The 11,941-nt window shown below is 57.1% G+C and carries 12 protein-coding genes; 6 read left to right on the plus strand and 6 right to left on the minus strand.

Annotation, left to right across the window (positions count from 1 at the left end):
* Positions 1-9: 9 nt before the first annotated feature.
* Positions 10-1,149: an efflux RND transporter periplasmic adaptor subunit gene (locus SynROS8604_RS13550; RefSeq protein WP_186544383.1), complete on the minus strand. Its 1,140-nt coding sequence runs from the start codon at positions 1,147-1,149 to the stop codon at positions 10-12.
* Between the two features lie 104 nt (positions 1,150-1,253).
* On the opposite strand from SynROS8604_RS13550, the gene SynROS8604_RS13555 reads away from it, so the two are divergent.
* Positions 1,254-3,452: an AAA family ATPase gene (locus SynROS8604_RS13555; RefSeq protein ID WP_186544384.1), complete on the plus strand. Its 2,199-nt coding sequence runs from the start codon at positions 1,254-1,256 to the stop codon at positions 3,450-3,452.
* Positions 3,453-3,506: 54 nt separating this feature from the next.
* On the opposite strand, the gene SynROS8604_RS13560 is transcribed toward SynROS8604_RS13555, so the two are convergent.
* The 3 genes from SynROS8604_RS13560 to SynROS8604_RS13570 form a co-directional block, all read right to left on the minus strand.
* Positions 3,507-4,160, minus strand: coding sequence for an alpha/beta hydrolase (locus tag SynROS8604_RS13560; RefSeq protein ID WP_186544385.1), 654 nt, complete (start codon positions 4,158-4,160; stop codon positions 3,507-3,509).
* Positions 4,161-4,316: 156 nt separating this feature from the next.
* Complete coding sequence (locus SynROS8604_RS13565) at positions 4,317-4,796, minus strand: thymidylate synthase (protein WP_222930112.1); 480 nt, start codon at positions 4,794-4,796, stop codon at positions 4,317-4,319.
* A 46-nt stretch (positions 4,797-4,842) separates the two neighbouring features.
* Positions 4,843-5,499 (minus strand): 4'-phosphopantetheinyl transferase superfamily protein, encoded by a 657-nt coding sequence (locus SynROS8604_RS13570; RefSeq protein ID WP_255445076.1) that lies wholly within the window; start codon positions 5,497-5,499, stop codon positions 4,843-4,845.
* Here SynROS8604_RS13570 and bcp point away from each other — a divergent pair.
* Complete coding sequence (gene bcp, locus SynROS8604_RS13575; RefSeq protein ID WP_186545993.1) at positions 5,498-5,965, plus strand: thioredoxin-dependent thiol peroxidase; 468 nt, start codon at positions 5,498-5,500, stop codon at positions 5,963-5,965. The genes SynROS8604_RS13570 and bcp overlap by 2 nt on opposite strands.
* Here bcp and SynROS8604_RS13580 read toward each other — a convergent pair.
* Together SynROS8604_RS13580 and SynROS8604_RS13585 are read right to left on the minus strand one after the other, a co-directional pair.
* The gene (locus SynROS8604_RS13580; protein WP_186544388.1) at positions 5,958-6,656 is read right to left on the minus strand and encodes a type III pantothenate kinase; all 699 of its coding nucleotides are present in this window, start codon (positions 6,654-6,656) and stop codon (positions 5,958-5,960) included. The genes bcp and SynROS8604_RS13580 overlap by 8 nt on opposite strands.
* The gene (locus tag SynROS8604_RS13585) at positions 6,646-7,455 is read right to left on the minus strand and encodes a phosphoadenylyl-sulfate reductase (protein WP_255445077.1); all 810 of its coding nucleotides are present in this window, start codon (positions 7,453-7,455) and stop codon (positions 6,646-6,648) included. Before SynROS8604_RS13585 ends, SynROS8604_RS13580 begins: the two co-directional genes overlap by 11 nt.
* Before the next feature lie 48 nt (positions 7,456-7,503).
* Between SynROS8604_RS13585 and SynROS8604_RS13590 the strand changes: the two genes are divergently transcribed.
* The 4 genes from SynROS8604_RS13590 to SynROS8604_RS13605 are packed head-to-tail and all read left to right on the plus strand — an operon-like array spanning position 7,504 to position 11,923.
* A complete protein-coding gene (locus SynROS8604_RS13590; protein ID WP_186544389.1) occupies positions 7,504-8,652 on the plus strand; it encodes an NAD(P)/FAD-dependent oxidoreductase in 1,149 nt (382 codons plus the stop codon).
* Complete coding sequence (gene hflX, locus SynROS8604_RS13595) at positions 8,649-10,349, plus strand: GTPase HflX (RefSeq protein ID WP_186544390.1); 1,701 nt, start codon at positions 8,649-8,651, stop codon at positions 10,347-10,349. The genes SynROS8604_RS13590 and hflX overlap by 4 nt, the downstream gene beginning before the upstream one ends.
* Positions 10,350-10,373: 24 nt before the next feature.
* The gene (locus tag SynROS8604_RS13600) at positions 10,374-10,514 is read left to right on the plus strand and encodes a hypothetical protein (protein WP_186544391.1); all 141 of its coding nucleotides are present in this window, start codon (positions 10,374-10,376) and stop codon (positions 10,512-10,514) included.
* Positions 10,515-10,519: 5 nt separating this feature from the next.
* A complete protein-coding gene (locus SynROS8604_RS13605) occupies positions 10,520-11,923 on the plus strand; it encodes a TrkH family potassium uptake protein (protein ID WP_186544392.1) in 1,404 nt (467 codons plus the stop codon).
* The last annotated feature ends 18 nt before the right edge of the window (positions 11,924-11,941 follow it).

The raw sequence follows: 11,941 nt of genomic DNA on the forward strand, positions 1-11,941 counted from the left end.
GAATCAACCTCAGTTCGCAGCTGCAGCAGGTTGTGACCCCGCGCGCTGTGTTTTCACCTGAATCGGCATTCCATGCTTGAGATTGAGGAGATTGGTTGTAATCACCTTCTGATTGAGCTTCAGCCCTTTTGTAACCGGATAACGGTTGTTCTGAACCTCACCTATATTGACCGGTGTTTGAAGTGCAAACATAGCATTTTCAGGCAATTTACCCTTTTCGATGCCTTTACTAATCCGCTCAATATCAGCCTTACCTGGATTCGCCTTTAAGTCGGAGAAGGTCCCTACACGAAAAACAAAACTTTGTCCTGACGTTTGTGTTACCGCCGCAAATGGAACTGAAATCTGTTGGCCTGATTTCAATTGAACCCTGGTCCGAAGACGCTGACCACTCCGCAACTTGCCATCCGCGTTGTCAAACAAAGCCTTCACCAAAAGGCCCTGGGTTTGAGGATTCACTTGCGGATCAATCGACTCAATCTGACTCGTCGCTAAGGGCTTAACCGTGCCAGGCACGCTCAAAATGACGGGTTGACCGATGGCGAGACGATCGCCGTAAGCCGCCGGAACCTCAACCTTCGCCTCAAGAATATTGTTTTGAACAACACTCGTGAAGGGCTGGTTTTGTGACACCACATCCCCAACCTTCACCTGCACATTGGCCACGGTCCCTGCTGTTGGGGAGCGCAAATTGCTGTAGCTGAGCTCTGCTTCTAGAGCTTTAACTTTTTCAAGGGCCGCGATGTAGCGCGTGCGATATGAGTCTCGCTGACGAAGCGAAGCAGCCCCCGCTTTTGCGAGAAACTCTTCGCGTTCCCAATCAACTTTGGCTGTTTCCGCTTTCGCCCGTTGTTCTGCCAACGCTGCCCGTGCCTGAACCTGGTCCAACACGACGAGCAACTGACCCGCTTCAATACGATCGCCCTGAGACACTTTGAGCTCAGTGACACGACCGGACGTTTGCGAGGCTAGCTCAACCAACTCATTGGCCTCGAGCGTGCTCACCGTATCGATATCGTCGGTAAAAAGTGCTTCAAGAACCGATGCTTGCTGGACCGGTAGGGCGGGTGTCTTTTCATCAGAGCCTCCACAAGCACTAACGGAAATGGCTGTTAGGAGCACAGGCAGCAGTGGACGAAAACGCAGCACAAATCCTGTGACGAACGAGATGATTATGTACGAATATGCTCTCGGTTTTGGTTCGGATCAGGCAAGAATCCACACACGAAGACCATTGAGGGGAGATTGGTCGGTTGGTTGAAGATCTGTTCAGCCACCGCGGCAATGAGCTAAGGCGGCGTCAGGCGCCCTTAGCTGACCGTTTGAGGCCCACATCCCTCGAGGAATTTGCCGGCCAAAATGCGATCCTCGCCGAAGGCCGTTTGCTGCGCCGGGCGATCGCCGCAGACCGAGTGGGGAACCTGATCCTTCATGGACCACCTGGCGTCGGAAAGACCACCCTGGCCAGCATTATTGCAACCCACACCCGGGCACAGTTCAGCAGCCTGAATGCTGTTCTCGCCGGCGTTAAGGACCTACGTGAACAAGTGGATGCCGCCAAGGTGCGATTGGAAAAGCATGGTTTGCGAACCATCCTGTTCATCGATGAAGTGCATCGCTTCAACAGTGCTCAACAGGATGCGCTCCTCCCTTGGGTTGAGAACGGCACTCTCACCCTGATCGGGGCCACCACGGAAAACCCTTATTTCGAAGTCAACAAAGCCCTCGTGAGTCGGTCGCGTCTGTTTCGACTTCAAAGCCTGGAAGCCAACGATCTACGTCAATTGCTCCATCGGGCCCTGCACGACAAAGAACGGGGCTATGGCAAGCGTTCGATCACGATCACTCCCGATGCCGAAGCCCACATGGTGGATGTGGCCAACGGTGATGCGCGCAGCCTTCTTAACGCCCTCGAGCTGGCGGTGGAAAGCACAACGTCGAGCGATCCAGAGGCCACGATCGAGATTGATTTGACCATCGCCGAGGAGTCGATTCAAGAGCGAGCTGTGCTCTACGACAAACAGGGAGATGCCCACTTCGACACCATTAGCGCCTTCATCAAATCGCTGAGGGGCTCCGATGCGGACGCGGCCCTGTTTTGGCTGGCTCGAATGTTAGAGGCAGGGGAAAACCCAAGGTTCATCTTTCGACGGATGTTGATTTCAGCGGGAGAGGACATCGGTCTGGCCGATCCCCAAGCGGTGGTCGTTGTCGAAGCCTGCGCAGCCGCCTTCGAACGCATCGGCCTGCCAGAAGGGCTTTACCCGCTTGCCCAGGCAGCCCTTTATCTGGCCTGCGCCGAAAAAAGCAACAGCACGATGGGACTGTTCGAAGCCATCCGGCTTGTGCGCAAAACTCAGAACCAGAACGTGCCAAGCCACCTCCGCGATGCCCATCGCGATGGTGAAGCCTTCGGAGACGGAAAGGGGTATCGCTACCCCCACGCCTACCAAGAGCATTGGATCGCACAGAATTACCTTCCCGATGCGCTGCAGGGAGAGGTCTTTTGGACACCGAGCAAGCAGGGATGGGAGGGGGAACGGCGAGGAAGGATGCTCGAACGTCGGGCTGCTCAGCTCGCCGTCGCAGCAGAGGTGGCCCAAACCCACCCGCTGCTTCTTAGTAGTGGTCCTGACCTGCCTGAAATGGAGCGCTGGCTGCATCGACAGCTCGCCCAAAACGATGGGCGTTTGCAAGATCTGCAGCAGCGACTCTGGACCGCAGCAACCTTTCAACGCACCGACAGGGTGCTGGTCCTCGGGGGACGATCCCTGCTCTGGGCCCTCGGTCCACTCAATGCGGTGCAAGAAGGGAGCGTCACCATCCTGTGCAGCAGCGCTGAAGAGCAGACCCGACTTGAAGCACAGGTGGATCTGCTGGATCCGCTCCATCGCCCCCAACTCCTCACGGGAGGGGCCAAGGCGCTGGAGGAGCTTCCTCAAGAGTGGCAATTCGAAGTTGTGGGTGGGCGATTCAGCAGTGAAGATCGCGATTGGATCGAATCTCCAGAGTTTTGGCAGCAACTTAAATTGAAGCTCTCACCAACGGCGCAGCTGCACGTCCTTCTCAGCCAAACAGCGATCGGTCCAGCGGCAGCGCTCTCAGATCAATGCCCGGAATCCAGCGAAGCTCTATCGGAACTGATCGAAAAGGAGCAACAGTGGCTGGTCCACCAGCAGCTTGACCAGCTCGTACAAATGCAGCTCGAACAACTCTCTCAATCCGTCATCACGGAGCAATGGCAGGAATCCCTATCCCTCCCCATTGATGAACGCCTTCTGAAACGCTGGCTAGGAGAGGACCGTCCCTATCGATCTCTGCTCAATCGCTGCAGCCAGCCCGAGACCGTGCTCAGCACCCTTCAGCAGCTCCTACAAACAAAACGGGGCGGGACACTGCCACAACCCCTGATCCATCAGCGGTTGGCCTGCACGATGTCGTCATCCTCGTAACAACAAAAAAAAGCCCCGGCATTGCCGAGGCTTGTATTGGCCGAAGCCGTTCGATCACCAGAGGCCGCGAACAGGAGCGTTGTAGGTAGCGCGAGGAGCGGGAGCAGCAGGAAGGATCTGCTTGGCTTGCACACAAGCGGGCAGGAAGACGTACCAAGACATCAGTGAAGTGGCCTGGGCGCCATCAAGACCGTCCTTACAGACCATCTGGGAACCATCAGAAGCACCGTTGTCAGCCAGAGCGAAGTCAACGGGGAGGGCATTCAGGATGCCGGCAGAAGAGATCTGGCCGTCAGCCGCGTCCATGATGATGGCGGAACGGAGAGCCACAACGGCTGTCTCCTGCTTCCTCCAGTAGGGGTAGTAGCTCTTGGTCTGTTCCTGCAGGAAGGCAACGCCGTCGCTGGAGTAGAGGAAACGGGAAACGCCCACGAGGTCAACCTCGTAAGAGCGGGTCATGCCTTCTTGGATTTCTTCTGCGGTCCAACCGGAATTGTTGATTCCACCTTGGAGGCCGCGATCGGTGATTTCACCGTCAGCAAAGAAGGTTTTGAAAGCTGAAGACTTGGTGGACCAGACAGCACCACCGGTTTTCCAGCGCACAGGGCGCTCAGCGGCTTCGGCGGCAACAGCCAGAGTTGTGAGAGAAGCGGCGGCGAGAACGCCAGCTGCAAGACGGGTAAACACGGACGATGAAAAATTAGACATCAATTAAACGCTAGTCACAGAAAAATAAATTGCCAACAAAAACGATGCTCAACCCTGAGAAACATCCCAATCACGCACGAATGGGACCAAAGCCGCATACGCATCAAATCAAGACTCACGATTCTCGCCCTATTGGTGCTTTAAAGCGGTCAATACTCAGACCTCTGGGATCTCAAACGCCCTCCATCCTTCGGGGCAGGCAGCAGATTTCTGCTCAGAAGAAACAGGCGACACACCTCGACATTGCAGTCGAACAAGCTTGGATCCATTGAAATGGACGATCGCAACGTAGCTTTCACGTCCACGCTTGGGGGTCAGCCATAGGCGCGTGCTGCGGCCTTTTGTCTCAACACGAACATCCAAGGCCTCATCGCTGCTCAACCCGAGATCAACGAGTGATGACGCAAATTGTCCCCAGTAAAAGCTGGCGAGCTGACCGCGAACGAAGGCTGTCAGCAAGGTTTCGGCTTGGCGACGTTGATTCAAGGTTGCTTCTTGATCATCCAGCAGCTGCACAACACGCGCATCCGATGGCAGGCCAGGGGCCCCGGGAGAAAACACCCGCTTTTGGCTGGTCGCGATCAAACCCAAACCAGCCAAAAGAAGGGCTGCCACCACGGTGGGAATCGATCGCATCCAAACTTGCGTCACGCCAAAGAGGATCCCGATCCCGATTGAGATTTCAACCTAGGCAGACCCTTGCGCCAATCAAATTCTGTTCGCAAGCTGACACGATCGCCAGGCCCCAGGGCCCCAGTTGGCGACAGTGCGCTGCGATCTGAAGACCACAGCCCCGATGGCTTGCACTCAACTCATCGGCCGCAACCACCCAGTGCGACAGATCCTGAGCCAAAGATCCCTGTTGCCACTTAATCGCAGCTTCCTTGATCAACCAATACTTCAAAACAGTCTGGTGAAAGGCTTGGTGGGGAAGGCCTCTCAGACGACGCTGCTCGCTCGCTGCGTAGTAACGGCTCATCAGTGCTTCCGAAGCGAACGGACGATCCAATCGCTCTAAATCAACCCCAACAGGGGCAGAAGACCAGGCCATCAACGCCGATCCCTTGCTGTGGCTGAGGCTGACAAATCCCCAACCGGAATGAAGCGATGGCGGCGCACCTGGAGGCGCATGCAAGGGGATCTCCTGCGGGGCAACTCCCCATAAATCACTTAGGCAAGAACGCATCCAGGCACGGGAGCCAAGAAAACGCTGCTGACGTGTCTTGCCCAAGTCGCAGGCCCAGGCTTGTTCCTGATCCGACATGCAAAGGCCCCTTGAGGAAGCCGGTCCAAGCCACAGCACGGTTACGCTTCCGCTCCGGTTGAGGCCTTCCTCCATGACTCTGCAGATCGGCGATCTCGCGCCTGATTTCACACTTCCTGACCAAAATGGAGAACCTGTGCAGCTGTCCTCCTTGCGGGGGCAGCGCGTGGTGATCTATTTCTATCCCAAAGACGCCACCCCTGGTTGCACGAAAGAAGCCTGTAACTTCCGAGATCGCTGGTCGTCCTTCAAGGACCATGGAATTCACGTCTTAGGAATCAGCAAGGACAACGCGGCCTCCCATACGCGCTTCATCACCAAGCAGGAGTTGCCCTTCACGCTGTTGAGTGATGCAGAACCGTGCCCAGTGGCCAGCAGTTTTGAAAGTTATGGACTGAAAAAATTCATGGGTCGCGAATCCATGGGAATGATGCGACACACCTTCGTCATCGATGCCGAAGGACGGTTGGAATTGATTTACAGAAAAGTGAAATCTGATTCCATGGCCGATCAAGTTCTCAGTGACCTCGGCATCAGCTGACCAGCTCGACCATCGTCTCCATCACCAAGTTCGGTGCATGAAACACCTCCATCCCCAACTGCTCCTGAAGGTTCAGGAGCAGTTGGGGAGCATCTCCTCCACAAAGCCAAATCGGCCAAGGGCTTTGGGCATGAGCTTGACGGATGAGACCCACCAAACTTTGTTGCGCGCCAGAGCGCATCGCCGCTTGGGTCTCGAAAGGGAAAGGCTTCGCGTCTTCGGGATCGAGGCCCACGGGCGAGGTCACGTTTAAACCTGCTGTGGCCTCAGCCATCGCGCGCAATTGCAAGCCATAACCAGCCGCTAATAGCCCACCAGAAAACGATCCCGTCGCAGAGATTCTGGTGAGGCTGAGAACCGTGCCTGCATCCACCACAAGAACGCCGACACGCGTTTCATTGGCACGCCAAGCGCCCCATCCAGCGAGCGCTCGATCGATTCCTAACCAAGGGGGACTCCCCTGAAGAGGGATGTCAGCCAAGTTCAAGCGTCGGCTGGACTGCAAACAAGGATGGTCTGGGATCGGCCCGACAGCTGCCCAGGCCATGAGATCGCTAGGAGAATCCAACGCCTCTGGGGCCGCAACCTCATGCTGATAGACCCAGCGAGACGTGCCGCTCTGCTCTGCCCAGTGCCAGCGGCTGTTTCCAATCAGCAGGCAGCGGGATGGGAAATCCTCGCTAGATGCCATCACCCATAACACCTGGCAAGTGGATGCCGCATTCCTGCTTCAAACCAGCAAAGCGCGTGTCTCGCCCCGTCGCCTCCAGCCCATCAGGGCCACTGGAATGCCAATCTCCAACGGTCGAATACCCCTTTTCAAACAAGGGATGCTGAGGAAGATCGTTCTCCTGCATGTAATAGAAGACATCTCGTGAGGTCCACTCCAAAAGGGGTCTCAGGGACAACCGACCGCGAATCGGATCGAGCGCCGTCATTCCCCGGCGAATGTCCGTCTGTGGACGGCGCACACCACTGGCCCAACAAGACACCTGAAGACGATGCATCGCCTCTTCGAGGGGTTCAACCTTACGGATCTTGAGGTACAACTCCATGTCTTCAACAACGCCTGATTCCCAAAGGCGGCCATGAAGCGCCTCCATCCGAGCTGCGGAGGATGGGGACTGCGCGATGTGGAGATTGAGATCGAAGCGTTGGCGCAGATCCTCGGCGTAGCGATAGGTCTCCGCAGGGAGATAGCCGGTATCCACCCAAATCACTGGAATGTCTCCGCCTCGATCCATCCCGCTCAACAAATGGAGCAACACAGAGGATTGGATGCCGAAGCTCGTAGTTAGGGCAAAACCCGAGCCAAATTGCTCATGCGCCCAGAGCAATCTTGCGCGCGCATCCAACGGCTCAAGCTGCTGACGCGATTGTTGCAGTTCCCCCGCATCAGCCTTAGGGCCAGCGGCAACGACAGGCTGGTTCTCGGAGGTGGAGACATCCCTCATCTCTCCATCTTCCAACGCCGAGGGGCATGGTGTCATGTCTATGGTTTCAAAAACCCTCCTGAAGTTCTGACTTCTGACACCACCATGCACAACGATCCAATCATTGTTGTGGGAGGTGGTTTTGCAGGTCTGACAACAGCTTTAGCGCTCAGTAACCAACGGCCTCGGCCTCCGTTATTGCTGATTGAACCGCGCCATCAATTTCTCTTTTTACCCCTTCTCTACGAACTCCTCAGCGGCGAAATGAAGAGCTGGGAGGTGGCTCCAAGCTACGAAAGCCTTCTCCAAGGGCGGCGCATACCCCACCTGGATGATCGGGTGACATCGATCAATACGGCCCACAAATCTCTACAAACGAGCCGCGGCCAAGTCCTTAAATACAGCCAGCTCGTGCTCGCCACTGGCTCTGAGCCAGACGACTTTGGAATTACAGGCGTCAAGGAGCATGCCCTGACCTTCCATTCTCTTGCGGATCTCCCTCTCCTTAAAGAACGCGTTCACAGCCTCCGCAACCGAGCCTCAAAAGACGGGGCACTGGTCATCGTTGGAGCGGGAGCAACAGGCGTTGAATTGGCTTGCAAACTCAGCGACATGCTGGATGGATCAGCCAGCATTCATCTCGTTGAATTGGGGGACAGCGTTCTCGCAAGATCCCGAGCCTTCAATCGCGAACAAGCACGAAAGGCCCTGGATCAACGGGGTGTCCATCGTCACCTCAACACGCGCGTGACCTCCCTATCGGCCAATGCCGTCCAGCTACTGAAAAATGATCGTCCTCAATCTCTCAACCACGACGGCTTGATCTGGACGGCAGGGACCAAACCGGTGCTGCCCCCCCTGACCCCCACCCCTCCCCGTGAGCGAGGACTGCTCTGTGTTGATGAAGGGTTGCAGCTAACGACGGACCCGAATGTGCTGGTCCTCGGGGATGTCGCTTGTCATCACGATGCAGAGACCCCTTGGCCCCGCTCTGCGCAAGCAGCACTTCAGCAAGGAACGGCGGCAGCCAGGACGCTTCAGGCGATTCGAATGGACAAGCCTGTCCCCGGTTTTCACTTTCAGGATCTTGGAGAGATGCTCAGTCTTGGCATCGGGGGTGCTTCGATTACGGGGATGGGACTCACCCTCGCCGGTCCTCTTGCCTACCGGATGCGGCGACTCACATACCTTGCCCGAATGCCTGGACTCTCCTTGGGCTTGAGGTCAGCAGGCGCCTGGCTGGTTCATTCTTGAAGCAGGCTCACCTAGCAGGCCGAACCAATGGCCTACGCCCATCACTGCATCGACAGCTTGAGCGTCTCAGTCAGAGGAGGCACCCCGGCCTGAGCGGCGCCGATCCGCTCACATTGGAGCGACTGTCTGAGCTGGTGCTGGAGTTCAAACAGCCCTTGCACTTGATCGTCGATGAGCGGGGACTCTGCCGACTTCTCTGGGTTGGGCCCCTCAGCGAATCGGATCAACTGCGCAGCCATCTACCTGGAGGGCCACGACGGATCAAGCGACGCTGGAGGTTGATCAGCAGCCTGCAAGGCAAGGCGGGGACGGACCTGAAGCCCGATGGCAGAGATGCCGTCGTCGCCCTTGACCTCAAGCCCGACACCTGGCTTCGCTTTCAGGCATCGCCCTCCACAGGGGGAGGGCATCTGGCTTCGCTTTGGCAACCAGATCCAGGAGATCGTTCCGGCTGGCATCAAGCGGCCCTTGGCACGCTCAAAGAGCTATGCGACCGTCCAGCCCCAGCCACTGCAAAGGGCCTTGATTCCCCTGGACCAACAACGGCTCCCGCGGACGTGCAAGAGCGGGTCTTGCTGCTCATCCTCACCGGTGCTGACGCCCAGCGGAGCGAAAGGGATCTGGCTGAATTGGAGGGGCTCGTTCGTAGTGCAGGTGCACTGCCCGTTGCTTTCTGCCGGCAGCGGCAGGGACAACCCAACCCTCAAACCCTCTGGGGCACGGGGAAACTACAAGAGGCGGCGCTCGAAGCGAGACGCCATCAAGCCACCCTCGTGATCACAGATCGGGAACTCTCTCCCGTTCAAGCCAGGAATCTGGAGTTACTCATCGACTGCCCAGTCATGGATCGCAGTGAGTTGATCCTGGACATTTTTGCCCAGCGAGCGGCGAGCGCGGCTGGACGCCTTCAAGTGGAGCTCGCTCAATTGCGCTACCGACTCCCAAGGTTGAAGGGCCGCGGCCTCAGCCTCTCGCGTCAAGGGGGAGGCATTGGCACGCGCGGACCTGGTGAAACCCAATTGGAAAAGGATCGGCGAGCCATCAGCCGTCGCATTGAACATCTCGGGCGTTCCCTACTCCAGCTAGGCGCCCATCGCGCCCGCTTGCGCGACCGCAGGGACGGCGTCCCTCGCGTCGCCCTTGTTGGTTATACGAATGCTGGCAAATCATCTCTTTTAAATGCGCTGTGCTGCCGCAATCCAGGGCTTGAGGTGTTAGCGGAGAACAAGTTATTCGCCACCCTTGACCCCACCACGCGAAGACTCAGCCTTCCCCAAACATCAGCGGCCCCGAAGGAGGTGCTGATCACCGACACCGTGGGGTTCATTCGTGAACTTCCCAAACCACTGCTGGAAGCTTTCCGAGCCACGTTGGAAGAAACACGCGAGGCCGATCTTTTACTGCTGGTCGTGGATCTCGCAGACCCCGACTGGCAATCACAACTGGAGGCCGTCCAGCAACTGTTGGATGGCCTCAGCTGTGACCAACTGCGCAAAGTGGTGGCCAATCAAATCGACCGTTGCGAGGCTTCAGCAATCGAGGCAATTCGCACTCTCGAGCCAGATGTGATCTACCTATCAGCCAGGGAGGGTACGGGATTGAAAGGTCTGCGAAACTGGCTGGAAAAGCAGTTCTGGGACGACGCAACTACCCCTGAACCCTTCACCCAACAGACGGCATTACCCGACCATGGCTGATCTAAACCATGGCTGATCTCAATCATGGCTGAGCTCATCGATCGTCATCAGCAGGCCAAACCCCTCCTCCCCCTGGCCCCTCGGCGCTTGGCCGTACGACGCCCTGGCCAAATGCTGATGCTCAAGAGTCCTGCCTGGATGGTCCTGCCACCGGGAGGCAGTTGAACGCCATGCCAATTCCTTACGCCATTCACCGCACTCAGGCCTGGTACCGCCGCCTCACGATCCCCCAATTCACCGTTGTGACAGGGCTGCTTGTGATCGCAGCCGGCACCTTGCTTCTCGATACCCCACTCTGTTCAAGTCCGAGAGTGGGCTTGTGGGAAGCCTTCTTCACTGCCTCATCAGCCGTCACCGTGACGGGGCTTTCGGTCATCGACATCCGCGAAGATCTGACCCGCCCCGGCCAGATCGTGCTGGCGATGATGATCATGGTTGGGGGCCTGGGATTGATGGCGGTCACCACGTTCCTGCAAGGCTTTGTGGTTCGCGGTACCGCTCTTCGGCGGCGCCTCGATCGTGGTCAAACCCTCGATGAGTTTGGGGTAGGGGGCGTAGGCAGCACCTTTCGAGGAATTGCGCTCACTGCTGTGGTGCTGATCTTGGGTGGAGCATTCCTGCTCTATGTCTTTGGCTTCACAGACATTGCTCCTGGAGGCGAACGGCTTTGGGCAGCTCTCTTTCACAGCATTTCGGCCTACAACAACGCCGGTTTTGGCCTCTGGAGCGACAGTCTTGAGACCTACCGAACCAACAGCACGGTGAACGCCGTGATCATGGTGTTGGTGGTTCTGGGCGGTCTGGGATGGCGTGTCACCAATGACCTATGGAGCAATCGCCAACGGCTTAGACGGCGTCATCTCAGCCTGCACACGCGCCTCGTGCTGCGCACCTCTGGTCTTCTCATCCTGATCGGGACCTTGGGATTAATGCTGACGGAATCACTCTCGAGGGGCCATGCGCTCACAGGGATGGGGTTGGGCGAACGCTTAATGAGCGCCCTTTTTGAATCGGTGAGTTCAAGAACCGCTGGATTCACGACGGTGCCCCTGTCTTTGAACAGCATTTCCGATTCAGGCCTGTTGTTGGTGATGACCCTGATGTTCATCGGTGCGAGTCCAGGCGGAACCGGTGGTGGGATCAAAACCACAACGGTGGCAGCCCTCATGGCCGCTACCCGTTCCACCCTGCGCGGTCACAACGATGTGGTGATTCGCCATCGACAGATCTCCGACAAAGTCGTGTTGCGCGCTTTGAGCATCACCGTTGCCTCCCTGCTGTTTGTGCTGGGGATGGCTCTGTTGTTGGCATTAAGCAGCAATCTCAGTGGAGAAGAACCCTTCACCTTCCTTGAGCTGGTTTTCACCTGCATCTCCGCCTTTGCCACCGTTGGTTTGGATCTAGGCGTCACGCGCCAACTGGCGCCTTTTGGTCAGTTTGTGCTTGTGATGGGCATGTTTGTGGGACGGCTGGGCATCCTTTTGCTTTTAAGCGCCATTTGGGAGAGTTTTAACCGAGGGCATCTGCAGCGCGAGAATCGCGTTGGTTATCCCCGCGAGGATCTCTATGTCTGATCACCGATCCCAGGGAGC

Source organism: Synechococcus sp. ROS8604 (assembly GCF_014279655.1).
Taxonomy (GTDB): Bacteria; Cyanobacteriota; Cyanobacteriia; order PCC-6307; family Cyanobiaceae; genus Synechococcus_C.

What these genes read in the sequence shown, in the direction of transcription:
- SynROS8604_RS13570 (WP_255445076.1), bottom strand. Translation starts at nt 5,499, where the DNA reads ATGGAGGAAGGCCTCAACCGGAGCGGAAGCGTAACCGTGCTGTGGCTT.
- bcp (WP_186545993.1), top strand. Translation starts at nt 5,498, where the DNA reads ATGACTCTGCAGATCGGCGATCTCGCGCCTGATTTCACACTTCCTGAC.
- SynROS8604_RS13590 (WP_186544389.1), top strand. Translation starts at nt 7,504, where the DNA reads ATGCACAACGATCCAATCATTGTTGTGGGAGGTGGTTTTGCAGGTCTG.
- SynROS8604_RS13600 (WP_186544391.1), top strand. Translation starts at nt 10,374, where the DNA reads ATGGCTGAGCTCATCGATCGTCATCAGCAGGCCAAACCCCTCCTCCCC.
- SynROS8604_RS13580 (WP_186544388.1), bottom strand. Translation starts at nt 6,656, where the DNA reads ATGGCATCTAGCGAGGATTTCCCATCCCGCTGCCTGCTGATTGGAAAC.
- SynROS8604_RS13585 (WP_255445077.1), bottom strand. Translation starts at nt 7,455, where the DNA reads ATGACACCATGCCCCTCGGCGTTGGAAGATGGAGAGATGAGGGATGTC.
- SynROS8604_RS13605 (WP_186544392.1), top strand. Translation starts at nt 10,520, where the DNA reads ATGCCAATTCCTTACGCCATTCACCGCACTCAGGCCTGGTACCGCCGC.
- SynROS8604_RS13560 (WP_186544385.1), bottom strand. Translation starts at nt 4,160, where the DNA reads ATGTCTAATTTTTCATCGTCCGTGTTTACCCGTCTTGCAGCTGGCGTT.
- SynROS8604_RS13565 (WP_222930112.1), bottom strand. Translation starts at nt 4,796, where the DNA reads ATGCGATCGATTCCCACCGTGGTGGCAGCCCTTCTTTTGGCTGGTTTG.